This window comes from Sinorhizobium sp. NG07B, from assembly GCF_002532005.1.
Lineage (GTDB): Bacteria > Pseudomonadota > Alphaproteobacteria > Rhizobiales > Rhizobiaceae > Sinorhizobium > Sinorhizobium fredii_C.
In genome coordinates this window covers 114572-135618 of record NZ_NWTD01000011.1, presented here as the reverse complement: position 1 = coordinate 135618, position 21047 = coordinate 114572, and the positions used below count along the sequence as shown (strand labels likewise).

General features: G+C 58.1%; 16 protein-coding genes. 10 read left to right on the top strand and 6 right to left on the bottom strand.

Annotated features, from left to right (window positions below; translation table 11 throughout):
- Positions 1–49: 49 nt before the first annotated feature.
- The 4 genes from CO664_RS25380 to CO664_RS25365 form a co-directional block, all read right to left on the bottom strand.
- Positions 50–3451 carry a UvrD-helicase domain-containing protein gene (locus CO664_RS25380; protein WP_097527226.1) on the bottom strand — a complete coding sequence of 1134 codons (3402 nt, stop codon included), beginning with the start codon at positions 3449–3451 and terminating at the stop codon, positions 50–52.
- A 1-nt stretch (position 3452) separates the two neighbouring features.
- On the bottom strand, positions 3453–4031 hold the full coding sequence (locus CO664_RS25375) for a hypothetical protein (protein ID WP_097527227.1): 579 nt from the start codon (positions 4029–4031) through the stop codon (positions 3453–3455).
- Complete coding sequence (locus CO664_RS25370) at positions 4028–4885, bottom strand: response regulator transcription factor (protein ID WP_097527228.1); 858 nt, start codon at positions 4883–4885, stop codon at positions 4028–4030. Before CO664_RS25370 ends, CO664_RS25375 begins: the two co-directional genes overlap by 4 nt.
- A 132-nt stretch (positions 4886–5017) precedes the next feature.
- Positions 5018–5551: a methionyl-tRNA formyltransferase-like protein gene (locus CO664_RS25365; protein ID WP_097527229.1), complete on the bottom strand. Its 534-nt coding sequence runs from the start codon at positions 5549–5551 to the stop codon at positions 5018–5020.
- Positions 5552–5848: 297 nt separating this feature from the next.
- Between CO664_RS25365 and CO664_RS25360 the strand changes: the two genes are divergently transcribed.
- On the top strand, positions 5849–9916 hold the full coding sequence (locus tag CO664_RS25360; RefSeq protein WP_097527230.1) for a restriction endonuclease: 4068 nt from the start codon (positions 5849–5851) through the stop codon (positions 9914–9916).
- A gap of 459 nt (positions 9917–10375) precedes the next feature.
- On the opposite strand, the gene dctP is transcribed toward CO664_RS25360, so the two are convergent.
- Together dctP and CO664_RS25350 are read right to left on the bottom strand one after the other, a co-directional pair.
- Positions 10376–10852 carry a TRAP transporter substrate-binding protein DctP gene (gene dctP / locus CO664_RS25355; RefSeq protein WP_234819560.1) on the bottom strand — a complete coding sequence of 159 codons (477 nt, stop codon included), beginning with the start codon at positions 10850–10852 and terminating at the stop codon, positions 10376–10378.
- A gap of 40 nt (positions 10853–10892) precedes the next feature.
- On the bottom strand, positions 10893–12449 hold the full coding sequence (locus tag CO664_RS25350) for an ISL3 family transposase (protein ID WP_097527231.1): 1557 nt from the start codon (positions 12447–12449) through the stop codon (positions 10893–10895).
- Positions 12450–12584: 135 nt separating this feature from the next.
- Here CO664_RS25350 and CO664_RS25345 point away from each other — a divergent pair, with 135 nt between their 5' ends.
- The 9 genes from CO664_RS25345 (at position 12585) to CO664_RS25305 (ending at position 21037) form a co-directional block, all read left to right on the top strand.
- Positions 12585–13271: a LysR substrate-binding domain-containing protein gene (locus CO664_RS25345; RefSeq protein ID WP_004129713.1), complete on the top strand. Its 687-nt coding sequence runs from the start codon at positions 12585–12587 to the stop codon at positions 13269–13271.
- 423 nt (positions 13272–13694) lie between these two features.
- Positions 13695–14378 carry a GntR family transcriptional regulator gene (locus CO664_RS25340; RefSeq protein WP_013984692.1) on the top strand — a complete coding sequence of 228 codons (684 nt, stop codon included), beginning with the start codon at positions 13695–13697 and terminating at the stop codon, positions 14376–14378.
- Between the two features lie 88 nt (positions 14379–14466).
- Positions 14467–15354, top strand: coding sequence for an NAD(P)-dependent oxidoreductase (locus tag CO664_RS25335; protein ID WP_037155965.1), 888 nt, complete (start codon positions 14467–14469; stop codon positions 15352–15354).
- Positions 15355–15445: 91 nt separating this feature from the next.
- Positions 15446–15874, top strand: coding sequence for a carboxymuconolactone decarboxylase family protein (locus CO664_RS25330; RefSeq protein WP_004129705.1), 429 nt, complete (start codon positions 15446–15448; stop codon positions 15872–15874).
- A gap of 79 nt (positions 15875–15953) precedes the next feature.
- Complete coding sequence (locus CO664_RS25325) at positions 15954–16337, top strand: hypothetical protein (RefSeq protein WP_004129699.1); 384 nt, start codon at positions 15954–15956, stop codon at positions 16335–16337.
- Positions 16334–17230 (top strand): alpha/beta hydrolase, encoded by an 897-nt coding sequence (locus CO664_RS25320; protein ID WP_004129697.1) that lies wholly within the window; start codon positions 16334–16336, stop codon positions 17228–17230. Before CO664_RS25325 ends, CO664_RS25320 begins: the two co-directional genes overlap by 4 nt.
- Positions 17231–17279: 49 nt before the next feature.
- Positions 17280–18422 (top strand): ABC transporter substrate-binding protein, encoded by a 1143-nt coding sequence (locus CO664_RS25315; protein WP_234819554.1) that lies wholly within the window; start codon positions 17280–17282, stop codon positions 18420–18422.
- A 90-nt stretch (positions 18423–18512) separates the two neighbouring features.
- Positions 18513–20066, top strand: coding sequence for a sugar ABC transporter ATP-binding protein (locus CO664_RS25310; RefSeq protein ID WP_097527160.1), 1554 nt, complete (start codon positions 18513–18515; stop codon positions 20064–20066).
- Positions 20063–21037, top strand: coding sequence for an ABC transporter permease (locus CO664_RS25305; RefSeq protein WP_004129689.1), 975 nt, complete (start codon positions 20063–20065; stop codon positions 21035–21037). Before CO664_RS25310 ends, CO664_RS25305 begins: the two co-directional genes overlap by 4 nt.
- Positions 21038–21047: the final 10 nt, after the last annotated feature.

The following is a 21047-nucleotide window of genomic DNA, read 5'->3' as shown; positions in this document are numbered from 1 at the left end:
GCCGCGGCTCTAAGGATCCAATCGGTGCGACATTGACCGACCGGTAAGGTCAGGCAAACTTTTTTTTAAGTGGTCCTTTCGGGGTCGAACCACAGATGAAGAAAGCGGGACAGTTCGGACATGTGAATGGTGAAACCACGGCAGGAAACCGCCCCGCGCGAATCTCGCCCAGAAACTTTGCAAGCTTGTCTCTGCGCCCCGATAGTTCGCGGTCCGACAGGGATAACGGATGCGCTTCGCTGTCCGAGAGGTGGACCAGCTCCGCAACGGCGCCGGGGAAGGCCTGCTTGACCGCGAGGATCAACGCTGCGGCGGCAACATCCTTGCCCTCGGCGGAGCGCATGTGGCCTGTGCCGATGCGGCGCACGGCGCGCACACCATCGGGTCGCACCAGCACCTCATCCGGTTGGACGAGGATTTCCTCGCCGCCAAGTATGAGACTGACAGCGGTAGGGACTTCCGCGACCATTCCTGCGCGGCTGGACAGAAAGAAGCGCAGCATCGCCAAAGCGAGATCGAGGAATTCGGCGCGATAGCCATGATCGGAAAGGCCTTGGCTGACGAACGCTGCTTCCGCTCGATCTTGCAGCTCCCCGTCGGAGAGAGACAGGTCGGACGCGACCACCGCCCCGACCACCGCGCGGACTGCTTCGTGCAACTGCATGAATGCGGTCGTGGTTCGGCGTCCACCGACCTGAAGGACATGCGTGTAGAAAAAGCGGCGGGGACATGACTCATAAAGAGCGATTTGCGGTCCGCTGAACCGCAGCCGACCGTCGATGATCAATTCAACGCCCTGCACGTCTGCGGCCGGGGGAAGGGCTCGCGCCGGCACGATCGGACGGCGCAGCAACGTGGTCCCGAGGCGGTCGAGGAACGGTGAGAGCGGCCGATTGTGCCCATTGCTCTTCTCTGTCGGTGCATAGAGGAACAGGCGGTCGCGAGCGCGTGACAATGCGACGTAGAAAAGGCATTCCTGCTCCTCGGCCTGGCCAGTCCGGAATGCATCGAGGGCGCTGCCTTCCGCACCAGTGATCATGCCCGTCGGCGCCGGGCACGCCGGAGCCTGCGGCGTCCGTGGTAGGGTATCGCTGTTAAGTCCCAGGATATGCACGGCTTCGAATTCCAGCCCCTTGGCGCCGTGGATGGTCATCAGTCGCACGCCATCGAGGTGCTGTGCTGCTGCCGGCAATTGACGCAGGTCGCGGTCGTCGCCCAGGCGCACAAGTCTGCGCACGCGGTCGAGCAGGCGCGTGACCGGCAGCCCGCGCCCCGCCGGCTGTACGCGCACGAAGTTGAGGAACTGCCAGATCGCAATACCGCGTGTGCGATCACCGAGGTCCGACGATGCTCCGAGACGTGCCGCAATCTGCGTGCGATCGAGAAGCAACATCGCGAGTATTGTCCACGGTGAGGCGGCGTCGCCGAATCCACACAGGGCAATTGACAGGTTGCCCAGCGCCCAACGGCCTGCCTCACTCAGTCCAGGGATGGAGTCGACATTTTGAAGCCAACTTGCCGGAGCGGGATTTGTGGCTCTCAAATACGCGAATACAGCCGCGACGTCTGCGAAAGACATTGCGAAATCAGGCCAGCAGGCGATGCGAACGAGACCCATGGCGCGCCGGTCGACGAGGATCGAGAGGAGTGCCAGCAGGTCCTTGACCTCACCTCGCTCGAACAGACTGCCCAGGAACAGGACCGGAACGCCGAGGCGCTCAAGATCTTGTCCGATCCTGGACAGCTTTTCGTTACCGGTGCACAACACCGCCTGATCGCGATAGGCATGCCCCTCGCGACGCAGTTCCTCGATCGCCTCAGCGAGGGCGACCTGCTGTTCTTCGGCTCGACGGACCGTGCGCAATTCCGGCTCATGGCCATTGGCGTCCCGCTCTGCCTCGAGGCCGCTATCGGCGTCGCCAGCTCGCATCTTGATCGCAAAATTTGAAAAGCTGGCCGTGATCTCTGGCACCGAGCGATAGTTGCGCTTCAATCGACCGCGTTTGCCGCTGGCGAAGTCTTGGCTGCCGAAGCGCGTCATGTTGAACGATGACGCCCCCCGGAACCGATAGATCGACTGCTTGGCGTCACCGACCACCCAAAGATTGCGGCCGTCCGGGCGTAGCGCGCTCAGCAATCTCACGCTGCTGCGGTTGACATCCTGATATTCGTCGACGAGTACATGATCGTACTGCGCCTGGAGTGTCGCGCGGATGGCCGGGTTGTTCTCGAGCAGTTGCACCGGCAGCGCAACGAGATCGCCAAAGTCGACACAGTGCGCATTACGCTTTAGCTGCTCATACGCTGCGTAGACGCGCGCGACCTCGACCGCGCGCTCCGCGGCTTCGCGCGTTTCGGGATCACCCGCCTCTGACAGCATGGCGCCGGCAAGCGCAGCGTAACTGTCGGCATCGATCACCTCGTCCTTGGCTCTCGACACGGCAACCAGCATATCGGCGATGATCTGAGTGGGATCATAAAGATTGCGATAGTGAGAAAGCCTCAGGCGCGGAAACTCCTCCTCGAGGAGTTCGACAGCCTCGGTCCGATCCATCATCCGCGGGTCCTTCGGCAAGCCGAGTTCCGCATGGAATCGCCGAATGATGTCGAGGCCGAAGGCGTGAAACGTGCCGATCCACATAGCGGCGGCCGCCTCGGGCCGCTTGCGCGCGATCCTTTCGGCCATTTCGCCCGCCGCCTTGTTCGAGAAAGTCAGGAGCAAGATCCGCCTCGGATCGACCCCCTCTTCCAGAAGGCCTACGACGCGTGCAACCAGCGTCTGGGTCTTGCCGGTGCCGGGACCCGCTTCGAGCAGGTAGGCTTCCCCGCGATGTGCCGCCGCCGCCGCTTGCAAAGGATTCAACGGCCGTTCCACATGCGCCGTCCCGGTCGTGGGCGGAACCGGCGGCAGGAACAAGGCATCAAACAGCTGTTGCGCGACGACCTCGAACGGCGCGCCGAGCTTTTTTGCGATCTCGGAGGCAGAAAGCCCTCCAACCACATGGAGCTCGCGCACAATGCTACGAGGCAGCAGCAGCTCTCGAGCGAACAAATCCATCTGAACTTCGCGGCGCTGCTTGCGCCCATAGTCGACAACCCGATCAATGCCGACCGGCGACGGCTCGGCCGCGCGAGCGGGATCGATTGTCGGCGCTGGAGCATCATCGGGATCGTCGCCAAGCTCGACATGTCCAATCTCGTGCGCAACAAGGAAGGCTCTGTCGAACAAGGAACCGACATTCTCATGAAGGATCAGGTCGTCGGCGGCTATGAAGGTCGCGCGACCGCCGTTGAGCACAGCCGCACCCGCCGCAGTCGGCTCAACGTCGATGCCCCGTCGTTTGGCTTCGGTGACGACGAAATCATATGGCGACCAGGGATCGGCCCCGGATTGAACCAGGTGAGCGTGAAGCTCGGCGGCGACTTGCCTGGCAAGCTCCACGCTGTCCATATCACTCGGCCTCTCTCAAAAGCTCGGCGCGCCTCTCATCCGAAACGCCGGCGTCGATCAGAACTTTCTCGAAGGTGACCTGCTCGCCGGTGTTTGGCTTACCATCTGCCTTGTAGCTGCGAGCTGCGGTCAACGATGCTGATCCCCAAGACATCTGCAGCTGCGTAAGGGAGCAGCGCATCGCCTCTGCCAGGTTTTTGAGGAACCGTTGCGGAATACTCAGCAGTGACACCCGCCGTTCACGCAAAGCGGTGATGACCTGGCGCGGGACGTCCAGTTGTCGAGCAACGGCGCGCCAATCGTCGGCTGTCAGAGTCGCGAAAGGATCTGGTGTCGCCACGGGCATAGCGCTGGCGTGTCGCGACCAGGCGGCGTCGATCAGCGCCTGATCTGCAGCGGAAAGCAGCGCGTCATCATCGTCGAGTTCACGGCTCAGCTCGCGCGATAGGTCAACGAGTTCTGCGGCGTATTCCGGGTAAAGTCGCAGGTAACGCTCGAGGGTCGAGCGATCTGGCGCGCTTTCGACCGCGAATGCGTCAAGCACGGCTTCACGGGCGGGGCGCTCGCCAGCCGGGCTCATTGCTGTTCACCGTCAGCCAGAGCCAACCGCAATGTTGCAATCGCTTTATCGCGATAAGTCCGGATCGTCTTTTCGGAGCGACCCAAGGCCTTAGCAATGGTCATGACATCTGGTTCCTTCGAATCGATGGGGAAGCCCTGTCTCAGCATATGCATGATCCTGATTTGTTCTGGTGGTAGAGCGTCAATCGCCGCATCCAAGCGCGACCGGTAAGACGGATCATCAAAATCCGACGCGGCAAAAGGGTCGAAGACGCCGGCTGCTGCCTCTACCTCTGCTGTCAATTCGCCAGTCTCTTCGTCATATTCAAGGGGACGAGATCTGTTCTCGTCACGCCAAGCCTGTTCCTGGGCATCGCGCCGAAGGCCCGCGATAGCACCATCGAAACGCACCTCGAAAAAATCGAGTTTGTCGACATACGACGCTCTATCCGCCGAGAGCATTTCCACGAAACGGCTAAAAACTTTGTCCCGCACGAGACCACGCGTCAGCGACTCAGTCATGCGATCGGAGTTTTCCGATCTGGGCAGACTGCGCAGCACCCGCTCAATTAGGATACGGTAGAGGCGCTCGAACCACGCTTCGTTGTTGTCTCGACGGCTCGAACGAATGAAATACACGAGACATTCGCTTGGCACGTAGCGCGGGTCTGAGCGCTTCGAAATCGCAGCTCTGGCAATCAACTCGCCACGCGACAGTATCGTCAATTGTCCGATTAGCGTCTCTATCTTTGGGTCACGTTTGTAGAGTTCGTTACTGAGACTTCGTTTGCGCAGCGGGATTACGATTGCTTCCCCCGCGTGGGAGCCGGCTTCCTTGTGCCCTATTTCGGCAGCTCTCTCCGACTGGCTCATGGTCTCGCCCCGCTTCTTTTCGTTCCAACGTTCGCTCGTGAGCGGACAGAATTGTGCACTGACGCGCCATCCGGAGGGTTTCGAAGATGATGCCCGTTCACCGTCTTGTTCTTCACTTCATCCTCCGGAGATTTAGTCGCCAATTACATCGACCAGCGCCGCAGATTGCCCGGGCTCATGATGAAGCCAAACCTCGACACGTGGCCTCACTTCCAAACGGTTAGCAATGTCCCGTACAATTCGTTCCGGATAAGACCCATAGAACAGATAAACCCCTCGTTCATAGCCAACGTCTGTCTGGAATACTGAGAGCGTGGCCAGATCTTTTGCGATCCCGCGCGGATTTTTTGCCGCGTTGTCGCCCGGCTTCACTTCGATCACAGCATGGTTTCGCCCCATATACCCCGGTACGTGCACGAGCAGATCAGGGATCGACATGTCCGCCCCAAGTCGATGAAGTATAGGGTGCCCGCGCTTGTCTACCTCGCCATTGAGCACGAAATCGGTTTGATCCTGAGTCGGCCACTGTATTCTGAGCTGATGGTAAAGTTCGTAGCAGTAAACACGTTCTCGGTAGACTGGCCCCCCGCCGTCAACTGGTAAATTGAAGAAATGCGCTTCGATTCGTCGAGTGGCTGTGGCTATGATTTCATTAAGTTGCTGCATGTGGTTCCGCCAGAAGCCGCCGTCGATTCTCGGAGTTTACGCATAGCTGATAATTAGGGACAGTCCATTGCAACCTTAAGAACGTAAAAAATAGGCAACCATCCACCACCGAACCGCGACAAGCACGACGATACTGCGCGTCCGCGTTCCATCGGAAAGCGTTGAGGGAACCCCAAATTTCGACCCGCGGTCCGGATAAGCGGGGGATAGCACCGGATAAGGATCAATAGCGCGCGCGCGAATCCTTCACTTGGGTTATCGATTATCGGGCAGACGATTGAATGGGCAGAAGAGTTAATGATCGAAGGTATCTTTCAGGGTAGTCTTTTTACCAGTGATTTTCTTACGCAGTCGATTGTCGATAATGCGGACTGGAAAAGTGTCAGTGACCACGATGTCGATGCGTTGGCTGCAGACTTAGCTGCCGCTTTCTCGTCCTTTCCAATTGGGCAGACGCCTAACGAAACCCGAACTGAAGACGATTTGATCTGGCCAATTCTCAGGCGGCTGGGCTGGAGCCACGCTATGCGCCAGCAGAACCTGACCGTCAAAGGCAGGGATGATGTGCCGGATGGCCTGCTTTTTGCCGATGCGGCGACAAAGACGCAGGCAGATCGATCTCCCGAAGAGTGGAGACGTTATCAATTTGGTCTCGCAATAGTTGAATCGAAGCGCTGGCGCCGACCGCTCGATCGCCAATCGGGCCGGCGGGGTGAGGAGCTTGCGCCATCGACACAGATGCTCCGCTATCTACGGCGTGTTGACGATTTGACGACTGGCAACCTACGTTGGGGCATTCTCACAAACGGCGGCAGGTGGCGGCTTTATTACTCGGGCGCCCGATCGGTCTCCGAGCAGTTCTTCGAAATTGACCTTGCTGCCGTTCTCGGAATCTCAGGGTCTGGCGACAACCTGGTCGCGCTTGATGGCGAGTTGCGCCGGCATGCCCTTCGAGTTTTCGCTCTGATGTTTCGAAGGGAAGCGTTTCTCCCTTCCGCGACCGATCCGCGGACTTTCCATTTCCGCGCCCTTGAGGAAGGCAAATTCTACGAGGAGCGCGTCGCTGCCGACCTGTCGAACCTGGTGTTCGACCATATCTATCCGTTGCTGGCGCGTTCGATAGCCAACAGCGCAGCGGATGCCCCGCTGGAGGATGTACGCGAAGCGGCACTTATCCTTCTCTATCGGCTGCTATTTATCCTCTACGCGGAGGATCGCAACCTTCTCCCAGTAAACGATCGTCGATACGACGACTATGGACTGCGCGATCGTGTTCGGCTCGATGTCGGTGACCGCAAGGACAGGGGTGACACCTTCTCGACGACGGCGGCGCGCTACTGGTCCGTGCTCGACGATTTGTGCCGCGCTATTGATGAAGGTGACTCGTCAATCGGGTTGCCGCCATACAATGGCGGCCTATTCGATTCCGAACGCACTCCACTGTTACGCCGGGTGCGCCTTTCCGATTCCATAATGGCGGAGGTGATCGACAAGCTCTCTTTTGAGAGAGCTGACGGCGCACGGAAATATATCAACTATCGTGACTTGACGGTGCAACAACTCGGCTCGATTTACGAACGGCTGCTCGAACATGAGGTCATCAGGGACGGCGACATCGTCGATATCCGCCCCAACATATTCGCGCGTAAGAGTTCAGGCAGCTACTACACGCCAGATGATCTAGTTGCTCTCATTATCCGCGAGACGCTAGAGCCGTTGATCGAAGTGCGTCTGGCCGCGTTTCGGGAAAAGGCCGAAGAATTGGCAGCGTCGGACCAGGATGAAGGACGCAAGCTGGGCATCCTAAGGCGGTTCGACCCGGCCGAGAAGTTGCTCGATCTCAAAATTTGCGATCCGGCCATGGGCTCAGGACATTTTCTTGTAAGCCTTGTCGACTACTTGGCCGATCAGGTCATCACCGCCATAGCCGAGACCGAAACTATCGTCGAGTGGGCAGACTACATCTCACCACTCGCCGATCGGATCGAAGGCATCCGCAGCACTATTCTCGGCCACGCGGAAGAGCGTAGATGGACCGTCGATCCCGAACAGCTCGATGACCGTCACATCATCCGCCGCATGGTCCTCAAGCGCTGTGTCTACGGTGTGGACAAGAATCAGATGGCCGTAGAGCTTGCCAAGGTCGCACTTTGGCTGCACAGCTTCACGGTAGGTGCGCCGCTGTCGTTTCTCGACCACCATCTCCGCTGCGGGGATAGCCTTTTCGGTTCTTGGGTGAAAACCGGTATCGAAAAAGCCACAGCCTATGGTAGCCCCCTGCTGCTTCACGAACCGGTTAAGACGGCGCTTGGGTCTGCGGCCTCGATGCAGACCATCGAAGGCCTACCGGATGCGGAGATCGCAGAAGCGCACCGCTCGCAGGAAATCTTTGAAGGCGTCCAGGTGATGACGGCGCCGCTTAACGCGTTCCTTTCGTTGCTTCACGCGATTGAATGGCAGGACTTGAAAGGGAAGGACAACGCGAAGGCCATTCAGGGCTTTTTTGACGGCTCTTTCGGAGACCCCGTTGAGATTGCACTCGGCAGACGAAAGCCGCAGGTCCGCGACGACTACGGTCGGCGATTCGTCGAGATACTTACCACAGCTCGCGAACTGATCACCGAAGAACGGTTTCTGCACTGGCAAGTGGCTTTTCCGGGCGTATGGGGAGATTGGGCAAGTGATGGTTTAACTGGCGGGTTCGACGCGATCATCGGGAATCCGCCGTGGGACCGCATGAAATTGCAGCAGGTCGAATGGTTTGCTGCACGTCGACGCGAAATCGCGCTGGTGCAGAAGGCGGCAGACCGTAAGAAAATGGTTGCGGAGCTGGAGAGCACCGGTGATCCGCTTACTGCCGACTACAAGAAGGCAAGCGCGCGTGCCGAGATGGCGGTCAAGATCGCTCGCAAGTCAGGTAACTATCCACTGTTGTCAGGCGGCGACGTAAATATTTATTCGTTGTTTGTTGAACGGGCTATGGCGCTCGTCAAAGACAGCGGAATGGTAGGCCTTCTCACGCCTATCGGAATTGGAGCGGACAAAACCGCTGCAGAATTTTTTTCATTTGCAAGTCAAGCTAAGCGCGTCAAAGCATTCTTGTCATTTGAAAACAAAAGCGGCTGGTTGTTTCAAGATGTTCACCACGAAGACCAACCGACAATAATCGTGTTGACCGGCGGCGAGCGATTATTCGAGAAATTCAAATACGCAGTCAAATTGACGGAGTTGCCGAAGGATGGGTCTTCTCGGCTGTCATATATTGATAGTGAAGACTGCCGCCGCGTAAATCCAAACACTGGTACCGTGCCGATTTATCGCGCTTCCCAATCGGGTGACCTGCTTAGTCAGATTTATGCCCGCCTTCCGATCCTGGTTGAGCGTGAGGGCAATATGGAAATCAAAGTTTGGCCGGTGAAATATGCCACGATGTTTCACATGACCAGCGCTTCAGGCCTGTTTCGCACGAAGCAAGAGTTGATTGAGAATGAAGGCGGTTATCCCTTGGGCGGGCAGGTTTACGGAACCTCCTCAGGCAAATGGTTGCCTCTGTTCGAGGGGAAAATGATATCAACTTTCAATCACCGCTACGCCGGTGTTCGGGCAAACAGCGGCAGCGTCAGCGGACAGGGTGTGGCTGTTCACGCGAGCGTGGAGGAATTACAAAATCCTGATTTTGTCCCGGAGCCGCGATACTGGGTTGCCGAGTCCGAGATGAAATTTGCGGGAGAGTATTTCTTAGCGTTCAATGACGTATGCAATACCAACAACAAAAGGAGCCTAATTGCAGCTCTTGTGCCACGCAGCGGATATGGGAACAAGCTGCCGTTTTTAGCCCCTGTCGGAGACTTTGGTGCATATGACGCTGCGCTACTCCTGGGCAACCTTTGCTCGATAGTATGCGACTTTACAGCTCGGCAGAAAATTCAAAGTAGGAACCTTAACAAGTACATTCTTGAACAACTTCCTGTCGTTCCCTCCCAAAGTTATAACGAGGTAATGTTTGGCGATAAGACAGCAGGGCAGATTGTGCGGGACGCTGTCTTAGAATTGACCTACACGGCCCACGATATGGCACCATTTGCTCGTGACATAGGGTATGTGAAGGAGTCCGGCGAAATCCGGCCGCCGTTCGCATGGAGCGAGGAGCGACGGCTCAAGCTACGGGCAAAGTTAGATGCCGTCTTCTTCCACCTTTATGGCATTAAGGACCGTGACGATGTTCGCTACATCTATTCCACTTTTCCAACGCTCGAGCGCGCTGAAAAGGAGGCTTATCACGGCCATTATCGATCTTGCGAACTGTGCTTGGCTTACCTGAATGCGCTCGCTGCTGGCGACCCAGATGCGGACATAGCGCTATGAGCAAGCCGATAAAGATGAGAGCCCTGTATGCGCTGAAGTCGGAACGATCATCTGTTGTCGATCCCACTACCACCAAGAGTATTGGCGCCTGATCGCGGAGTTGATGGGCGGTCTCACGCTGGCCGTTTATGCTGCGAGCTTGGGCAAACGCCGTTCTACCAAACGCAGGAATCGTTGGTTGCACGCCTCCGCAGCCAACGGCCACATCAATGCCAAACGGAAGCTTCCGAATGGCATATCATTGTGATTTTTAAGCCAATGTAATCAGGAATTTAGCTAGCCTGATTGGCGGTCGTCGGTTCATATCCCTTCAAGGCGCCCGAGTATGATCCGCCGGCGCCACCCGCTGCACGCGATTGCCACAAAGTCACGAAAAAAGCCGGGTCTCGTGATGTTCTCACGAGACCCGGAAGTCGGCCGGACAGCCGGCCTCTGGGAGAACATATACCTTCTAGGGGCCTACGTGAGTTTCCCTACCGTCTTCTCGAGAATTGCCCACAATTCCTCGCCATATTTTTCGCGCCAGCCGGTGTAGAAGCCGCCGTCGCGAAGTTTCTGCCTGAACGCCTCAGTGTCGGGCTGATTGAATACAAGGCCCTGTTTGGCCAGGACGTCTTTGAGGGACTCCGACAACTTGGCCATATCTTGGCGCTCATCAAGCGCGGCTAGGTTGATGTTGCGGCTCACGACCTCCTGCACATCCGCCGGCAGGCTTGCCCAGTTGCGCTTGTTGGCAACGCAGAAAAACGCGTCCCACATGTGCCGGGTTAATGCGCAGTATTTTTGGACCTCGACAATATTTGCGGTCTTGATGTTCGCCAGCGAATTTTCCTGTCCATCGACGACCTTCGTCTGAAGTGCAGAATAGAGTTCGTTGAAATTAATGGACTGTTGATTGCCACTGAGAACTGACCCGGCGTGGCCTGATATTTCCATTGAGAATTGGCTCTGACGCACATTTGCTGACGTGCCGCTCCTACGTTGCGCCGATCAGTCGTGCCTGCAATAGATCGAGCTTTGCTCTTCCGTACATCTGGCGCTTGATGAGCTTTAAGCGTGTGATCTGACCTTCCGTTTGCCCATTCGACCACTTTGAGATGATTGCATTTCTTACGGCGTCGAGGTCCTTTTCGACGCCGCCGGCAAACGATCCGACCAGGCTGTTCCTAGCGGCTTCCAACCACTCGTCGAGCTTTCGCGCTGTCTTCGAGCGGATCATGGACTGGAAGTCACCGATGGCCGTGCGGGCGACCACAAGCTCCGGGACGTTCACTTCGATCGCCGCCACCAGGATCGCTTCGGACTTTGCAAGGTCATCGCGTGCGGTGGTCATGAGCCGTGCGATGACCCGTGCCGATGGCGTCCTAGCGAGCCCGCTCTGATTGGCCTTTTCTGCAAGACGTCGGCGTTGCGCCCATTGCGAGACGACGCCACTCTGCCCCGCAAAACCCTTCGTCTTCATCTCACGCCAGAGTGCCGAAGCGTTCCGTGCCCCTTCCTCCCAGCGGCTGTTGAGCCAGGGCAGCCAGCTATCCAGAGAACTGGGCCGCGTCCGGAATACGTCGAGACGCTGGCCCCTTAAAACGTCGCGAACGAGCTTCCGGCTATGGCCGGTTTGCCGCACGATCTGTCGAATGGATGTTCCTTTTTTCGACAGTTCGCGGACCGCCTCGTTTGTTTCCTGCCGGCGTAGATATCCCTCATATTGCAGCTTCTCAGCGTATGTCAGAAGCTTGGGATCAACGACATTGCTACCGACAGCCTGTCTGATCTGCCGCATCGACTTGCCGACAGCGTCGAGGAAGGCCCGGCTGGAATTCTCCATCAGATGCCACCGATCGGCGACCTGCGCAGCATCGGGCAACGCCTTCGCTATGGCCTCACCATAGCCACCGCCCCGATCACGGGCGACAATCGATATTGAAGGATGCTCAGCAAGCCAAATTCGAGACGTATCCAGCGCACGATCCGGCAATAGGATAACGGGTCGACGCCGCTCAAGGTCACAAACAATCGTTCCGTATGTTTGCCCGCGCCTGAAGGCAAAATCGTCAATGCCTATAACCTTGAGGTCTTCGTTCTGATCACCGATACGGCGGCGAACCACCCGCAACAGCGTGTCGTTGCTCACCGGCACCATTAGACGATTGGCAAATGCTGCGGCAGGCCTACCGCCGAGCGCCAATCCGAGATGGTGAACAATCGTCTCCAGTCGCTGGGTGCGTCGACCATAGCGAGCTAGCACGTTGTCACCAAACCGTTCGCAGAAGATACGCCGGCCACACAGCACGGCATCGCACCAGAACCGACGCGTCACGACTGTCAACTCTACCCGCCGGCCGCTGAGAGGTAAGTCAGCAGGTCGCCGCTCATATCGGCTTTGAATTCGTCGGCTGGATCGCCCGCAGTCTGGACAAGCTGCTGATAGGCTGCGCGATCGAAGCCGAACTTGAACACATTCCCCAATGATCTTCACTGCTTCTACTGCAAAGCCGAACGACGCGAGACTCGCATGCGGCAATCGATGGCCCATTGCTGATCCTCCGGTGAATCAGCAAAACCTCCTTCACGACAGCAGCAAATGTGAGTCAGAGCCAATTCTCGGTGGAAACGCCGGGTCAGTTCTCAGTGGCAATCAACACACCGTGATCTTTCAGAAGCGCTTTCGATGATTGAGCAGGCGACCGATGAGGTGTGCCGGCGCAACAGCGTCGACGTCCTGAGCGTCGGCTGTGCTTCAAGTCTGGCTTCGCTATGGCTTATGCCAAGATTGCCTCGGTTCGAAGAATTGTATCCCTCGATCGAAATCAGGCTTCTGTCTACATCGGATCCTGCAAAATTGTCCGATGGCTCGGTCGATGTCGATATCTGCTACGGCAGCGCTCCTCGACTGGGCTCTATCGCGGCGGAGGAGTTCCCCCTTGAGACAATCGTCGTAGCCTGCTCTCCCGAGGTGGCGAATGGCGAGCGGCCCATACGCAAGCCATCGGATCTGGTGGGCCACACCTTAATCAAGTCGGAGCAGACGCTTTACAGCTGGCAACAATGGGCGAAGGACCACGGCTTGGCGATTGACGTCAATCGCGGCGCTCGATTTCGCGATGCGTTTATGGCGATTGCGACCGCTGTCGAAGGACGCGGCGTGTGCCTGGAGAGCTACCGGCTTCTTGAACGGGATGTGGAAAGAGGTAACCTCGTCCTTCCGTTCGGGATGACAGGCCCCAACCTTCGTTGCCACACGCTCACATATGTCCGCTCGCGGCTCAGATCAGAAAAGGTCAACGCGTTCAAGCAATGGCTCGAAAACGTATGGCTTGAAGACACTGCCTCGGCTGAAATGCGGGCGCGAGGCTGATCGAACCTCTGACGGGCAGCAAGATCGTCCGGCGTTCTTTGAAACGCCGAGACAGCAATATGCGTGATGCCCAACCTTCTCTTAGCCATGCCTCGAGATTTTTTGAAGTTTTTGCGATTGCGAGGCGAGCGGCCACCGAGCACGATATGCGCCGTCTACTGTCCTTCTCACCAGTCTCTGCGCTGACGACTTCAAGGCCATAGCTGTAGGACCGTGTCAGATCGCGCTCCCGGCGGCGCTATCCGCGAGTTAAGAGCCCGCAAGTCTATGGCTGTCAGACACGACGAGCAGGCAAAGCTGTCGCGAAGAGATCAACTGAGACTGGCAGCTCTCAGACAATCTGGATTGATATTAAGAGCGAATGCCTCCATATGTAGAGAATGATTTAGCGCGGCGTGAGCCGATTACAGGTGTTGGCGGGCGATGCAGACGGACCTACAGATATCCAGACAAAGTGCGACTTTGCGCGTAAAAGTTGAGGAGACTCTGCGTCAGGCGATAGCCAGTGGGCGATTTAAGCCCGGCCAGCGACTGGTAGAGCGAGAACTTTGCGAAATGCTGGGCGTCGGCAGGACCTCGGTTCGCGAGGCAATGCGACAGCTCGAAGCTGAAGGCATCATCACAAGCTATCCCCATAAGGGGCCGGTCGTCAGTACGATCACTTACGAGGAAGCGCAGCAACTCTATACTGTTCGGGCTCTTCTTGAAGGATTCGCGGGTCAGCAGTTCGCTGAGCATGGCACTGCCGCGGACATAGCGAAACTTCAAGCCGCAGTGGTCGAATTCGAAGCCGCTGCCGAAAGTGGCGTCGGTGCGCGCCTCATAGATGCGAAAAACGCGTTTTACAACTGTTTGATGGACGGCAGCAAAAACGTGTTCGTAAGGCAAATGCTGACAGCTCTGCATAATCGGATAAATCTCCTTCGAATGACAACCATGACGCAACCGGGACGGCTTGCGCATAGCATTGCCGAAATTAGGGATATTGCGAACGCAATCCAGAATCGCAACGGGCCGTTGGCGGCGGCGGCCTGCAAATTCCATATCGACCAGGCTGCCAAGGTCGCACTTGAATACCTCCGGAAGAACGCAGCGCCAGAAACTTAAAATTTCGATTGACAGATTGTCTGATAATCTTTTTAATCCTCTCTGAAGGAAGGCGGGTTTCATTGCTCGCACGCGTCCGGAGGAAAAAATGCCATCGACACTCAACGCAACGCGCGTGGCCTTTATAGGGCTGGGCGCGATGGGCCAACCTATGGCTCAACATCTCATTTCGGCGGGCTTCGATGTCGTCGGTTTCGACCTCTCGGAAGACGCCAAGATAAAGCTCGCTGATGCGGGCGGGCGAGCCGCCGAAACGATTTCTGACGCCATGGTCGGGGCCAGTTTCGTGATCACCATGCTTCCGAACGGCAAGATCGTGCGCGAGGCGCTGCTGGCCGAAAACGCCTGTGGCGGCCTGAAGCAGAATGCCGTCGTCATAGACATGAGTTCGTCTGCTCCAAACGACACAAGGGAACTCGGTCTCGAACTTGCTTCTCGTGGCCTTCGGCTGGTTGACGCCCCGGTCTCCGGAGGCGTCAAGCGCGCCGTTTCCGGCACCTTGACAATCATGGCCGGTGGGGAGGATGCTGATATCGAGGAGGCCGAGCCGCTGCTGAAGGCAGTGGGACAACAGGTGTTCCGGACGGGGCCAGTTGGCTCGGGTCACGCGATGAAAGCGATTAACAACTTCGTATCCGGTGCAGGTGTGCTGGCGGCGATCGAGGGTGTCCTTCTTGGACGTGCCTTCGGCCTGGAGCCGGCGACGATCGTCGATATTCTCAACTCGTCGTCTGGAAAGAACAACGCCACCGAAGTGAAGATGAAGCAGTTCATCCTCTCTGAGACGTTCGGGTCGGGATTTGCCATTGGCCTGATGGCCAAGGATATCCGCATCGCCGCCGATCTCGCCAAGACGCTTGGTCTTCGCCTCGATGCTCTCGCCAGCACGGCAGACGCCTGGGATGCTGCACAGAAGGCGCTAGGCCCATCCGAGGACCACACCCGCATCATCCGATACGTCGAAGATCACAATTAGCCCCGGAAACTCGCGAATTCGGGCGAAACAGACAGATTGTCGGACAATCAGTTGATCTTGTCATAGACAGTAAAGCTAGGAGCGTTGTCGAATGACCGCCACGAAAGAAACGAAAGTGAAAACACACGGCAAGGAGCGGCCTGTCCCTTCGAAACAGTTCGCTCAAGGGCTGGCGACGCGTCGTGAAGTCATGGGCGATGCCTATGTCGACGCAGCACTCGGTAAGGCGACCGACTTCACCTGGCCTATGCAGCAGCTCGTCACTGAGTATTGCTGGAACGAGATCTGGAATCGACCAGGCCTCGACAGGCGCGCGCGGTCCATTCTGAACCTTGGCATGATCTCCGTTCTCAATCGTCCGCATGAGCTCAAGGGGCACGTGCGCGGCGCGATCAACAACGGCCTCACCAAGGAGGAAATCCAGGAGATTTTCCTGCAGGTCGCGATCTACGCCGGCGTACCGGCGGGCATCGACAGCTTCCGAAACGCCCAGGAGGTCTTCAACGAAATGGGCATCTGAAGCCGCCGCCGCTGGGCGTGGCGGAAAATTTTGAAAGGCGTGGATCGGCCGCGCCGTTTTAACCAGGGAGGAGCCGAACTTGGCCATCGATCTCGAGAAGTTCAAAAAACTGGCGCTGGAGGACTTCGAGTTCAAGCGCGAAACCCGTTATCTCAACGGCATTATCAAATGCGATTTTCCTAGCCGCAGCGTCGCACTCCACTTCGAAGACGGCAAGATGGTGAAGGTCGAAGAAGCCGCCTACGACGACGAGAAGTGCAAGATCGTCATCCGGGGCACGGGTGAACAGTGGGACGCGCTTCTCCAGAAGAAGCCGCGGCCGTTTTATCAGTGCCTGCAGTCGTCAAACATCAAACACGGTCTGTTCCTTAGCAACAATAACGAAACCTTCGCGTATCTCCCTGCGCTCAATCGCATGACGAACCTGATGCGCGAAGCCCGCCCGGAAGGAGTAGCAGCATGACCAGGCATGATCCAATCACGGGCCGTTACGTCTACCTGACGATCGAAGGCATCGAATATCGCGTCTATTACGAGGAAGCCGGAGAGGGCATTCCCTTGCTTGTCGGTCATACGGCGGGCTCCGACGGCCGCCAGTACCGCCACACGCTCTGCGACGAAGACGTGACCAAGAACTTCCGCGTCATCGCGTTCGACTTGCCCTATCACGGGAAGTCTCTTCCTCCACACGGCGTTCGCTGGTGGGAGAAAGAGTACAACATGACCAAGAAGTTCATGATGGATTTCCAACTGGAACTCTCTAAAGCCCTTGGTCTGGACCGCCCCGTTTATATGGGTAGCTCGATGGGCGGACATCTTGCTATCGATCTGGCGTCGAATTACCCCGACAACTTCCGCGCTACCATCTCCGTCGAAGGGGCACTGCGCTCGGCTGCCGAATATGTCGATGTCGGCATGGCAGGCATTCGGAAAGAATTCGACAACCCAAACGTGAACCGCACCTCCATCGGCGCGGCCATGATGCTCAATATCTCGCCCTACTCACCAGAAGCCAATGTCCGCGAAATCCAGTGGGAATATAGCTGCGGCGGTCCGGGCGTCTTCGCAGGTGACCTCTATTACTACTACTACGACCACAATGTCTCACCCGAAGAGGCGAGCAAGATCGATACGTCGAAGTGCATGCTGTACTTCCTGACGGGCGAATACGATCCGAATACCTCCCCGGCCGACACCAAGATCGCCGCCGATCTCGTCAAGGGCAGCAAGTTCTGGACGATGGAGAAGCTCGGTCATTTCCCGGTCACCGAAGACTACACCGAGTTCAGAAAATACCTGCTGCCGATCCTCGAGGAAATCCGGCAGGCATCCGCAACCAGGGCGAAAGTCGCCTGAAACAATCTCTTGGGAGGAGCATCCAATGAGACGGAGTTTAACCGGAACCATGGGGGCGCTGATCGCGGTCAGCGCCCTGACGACCACGGCCTGGGCTGACGGCGTCGACCAGCTCCCCGCCAACGAGAAGAAAATCTACGAGGTCGTCGACCCGCAGGTTCCGCTCGGAGCGAGTGCCTACAAGGACTTCAAACCGAAGAAGGGACCGCCCTGGAAGATCGGCTACGCCAGTAGCTATGCCGGCAATACGTGGCGCGCAGCGGCCCTCGATGCCGTCATGAATGACCTCTTGCCGCGCTCCAAAAAAGCGGGGCTCGTATCTGAAGTCGTGGTCACCCAGTCCGACCTCAAGGACGCCGTCCAGATCCAGCAGATGCGCCAGATGGTTGATGATGGTGTTGATGCCATCATCATCTGCTGCTCGAACGTCACCGCTCTCAACCAGACGATTGAGTACGCCTATAAGGCAGGCGTTCCTGTCTTCTCGTTTTCAGGATACGTGACGTCGCCTTACGCGATCAACGGCGCTGCCAATCACGCGCAGGGCGGGGGCCAGATGGCCACCTGGCTCGCAGACAAGATCGGCAAGAAAGGCAACGTGCTTCTCGTGTCGGGCATCCCTGGCTTCGCCTCATCCGACAGCTTCGACAAGGCCGCCAAAGACGCGCTGGCAAAGTATCCCGACATCAAGATTGTCGGCGAAGTGGCTGGCAAGTGGACCGACCAGGTAGCACAGGTCGAGGTGCAGAAATTTCTGGCGACGAACCCCATCCAGATTGACGGTATTCTGACACAGGGCGCGCAGGAGAACGGCGTGTTGAACGCCATGCTCCAGTCGGGCCGCGACATGGTGCCGATTACGCTGGGCGGCGAGGCTTCGGCGGCATGTTACTGGCGCAAGAATCCGGAATGGATTGATGCCGGCTTCCATATCTGGCCGCCGCGCCGCGAGATGCAGCAGATGTGGGAGATCATGCTCCGCACGCTCGAAGGGCAGGGGCCAAAGGTGCAGTCCTTCCTGCGCCCAGTCCTGCCGTTCACAATCGATGACGTTCGCGCTGCGATCCCCGAGGATTGCGATTTGAACTCGACTGATTTCGTCGAACCGAAGGCGGACGGATGGTTCCCAAGTGCGATTGCCGACCAGTACTTCGAGCGTCCTGCCGATCCCTGGAAGCCGGTAGCCCAGTAAGCCGGATCCGCCCGGTGGCTTAACCGCCGGGCGGGACCTTGGATGATCGTAAAAGCCGCCTTGGCGGACGTTGCGGGTGGGAGGTCTGCGATGGGCAGCGAGATAACAGTCAGAATGATAGATGTCGCCAAGGCGTTCGGGGAGACGAGGGCACTCAAGAAGTGCGACTTCGAGGCCCGCGCCGGAGAGGTGCACGCCATCGTCGGCGAGAACGGCAGCGGCAAGAGCACGATGACCAAGATCATGTCGGGCGTTTTGCATCCGGACGCAGGCAAAGTCACGATCCTGGGTGAAAAGGTTGCCTCGCCCGTCGACGCCAAGCGGGTCGGCCTGACCACCATCTTCCAGGAAGTCCTGGTTGCCGACGAGGCCAGCGTGTTCGAGAACCTCTATGTCGGTCGTGACGGTGTCTTTCGTTCGCAGTCGACCGGCGATCGGCGGACAGAAGCGGCTGAAATCGTGGCGCGGCTCGTCGGAAAACCCGTAGACCTCGATCAGCTGGCAGGCAGCCTCCCACTCAGCATCAAACAGTGGATCGTCATCGCCCGGGCTATCCTTCGCAAGCCGCAGGTGCTGATTCTCGACGAATCTTCGGCCGCGCTCGACCTCGACTCGACCCTCCGGCTCCATGCGGAAATCGACCGCCTTCGTGCCGAGGGCGCGACGATCCTCATCGTCACCCACCGGATCGCCGAACTCGTGCGTATCGCCGACCGTGCGACGATCCTGCGTGATGGGATAACTGTCGGTACGCTCGGAAAGGACGAGATTACCGAGGAAAACCTGCTGTCCATGATGACGCCGGCAGATCGGCGCGCCAGCGATGCGACAGAATACGCCTCCCGAATGAAGGCGCTCTCGGCCCCTCTAATACTAACTGCGACAGGTCTCGCCGCGCACCGGTCGGCGCGCCTGTTCGATTTCGACCTTCCCAAGGGGAGCATCGTCGGCGTAGCCGGGCTTGATGGGCAGGGGCAGGACGCTTTTATCCGCGCCTTGGCCGGCATCATCCAGCCGTTCGGTGGCGAGGTGAAGGTCCGCTCGGTGGATACGGACAAGATGGTCCCGCTGCGATCGCTCGACGATGCTGCAAACCTCGGTGTTTCCTACGTCTCCGGGGACCGCAAGCGCGAGGGTATTTTCCCGCAACAAAGCATCTTCGAAAACCTCGCCATCGGTGTCTACAGGAAGAAGCTCGGCCCCCTGGGTGTAATCCGCAAGCCCACGCTGAAACCGATGTTCAAGCGCGAGGTGGATCGTCTGCGCATCAAGATCGGCAGCCCGTCGAACAGGATCACCTCACTGTCGGGTGGCAACCAACAGAAGGTGCTCATCGGGCGCGCCTTCGCAAACGATCCCCAAGTCATCCTCCTGAATGACCCCGCCCGCGGCGTCGATCTCGGCACCAAGCGCGACCTCTACCGCGAACTCCGCCTGTTTGCTGAAAAAGGCGGCAGTGTCATCTACCTGTCGACTGAGATCGAGGAGTTCATCGGGTTTGCCGATCGCGTCGACGTGTTCTTTGGGGGAACGTTGTTTCGATCCCTGACCGGCGAGGAAATCGCCGAGGCACCAATCCTCGCCGCTATGTTCGGGAAAGCCCGGGACGCTTGCGTTGATTTCGATCTGGAAAGGACCGCATGATGTCTGCAACCGCTTTCCGTCAAGTCACGCAGGACCGCTCGCTGTACGTTCCGGCCGGGCTTTTCCTTGTCCTCCTTTGCGCCGTCGCCTTCCGTGGCCAAGGTCTGTTCACGAACAATGGTCTGGCCGGAGCCATTCTGGTTGCAACGCCGCTGATCCTCACCGCGCTCGCGATAACACCGATCGTCATGGCGGGCCGCGGAGCCGTGGACCTTTCCGTCGGACCGCTGATGGGCTTCATCAACGTCACGCTCATTACGTGGCTGGTCGGCAACGGCATCACGCACCCTGTCGCCATCATTGCCTGGGCGGTGGGATTGGGAGCGGCGTTCCAGTTGGTGCAAGCGCTCGTGATCATCTACGTGCGCGTCGCGCCCATCATCGTCACGCTCTCCGGTTTCCTCGTTCTGTCGGGCGTCAACCTGATGGTCATGTCGCGTCCCGGCGGTGTCGCTCCAGACTGGATGCTAAGCTGGGGCGCGGGAACGAGCGTATTTTCGCCTGTCCTGTTGCTTCTGCTCGGCGCTTTCGCAATCTGGGGCGTCCTGAGGGGCACGATGTTTTACCGCAACCTGCGGATGACAGGCGCTGACGAGCGGATGGCCTATACCAGCGGTGTGCAGGTCGACGTCGTGCGCATCATCGCCCATATGGTCGGCGGCGTTTTTGCCGGGCTCGCCGCATTGAGCTACACCGCGCTGATCTCATCCGGCGACCCGACCCAGGGCAGCACCTACACGCTGCAAGCAGTCACGGCGCTGGTCCTTGGTGGCGCCAGTCTCTCCGGGGGGCGCGGCGGTGCGCTCGGCTCGACGCTCGGCGCGATCAACATGTTCCTCATCTCGTATCTTCTGTCCACTTTCAACTTCGGTACGGTTTCGGGCTTCGTTACGCAAATGGCCTTTGGCCTGATCCTCGTTGGATCACTTCTCGTGAACGTCTTCGTCATCAGCCGCCGCACTGTCGCGTGAGGGAGTAAGG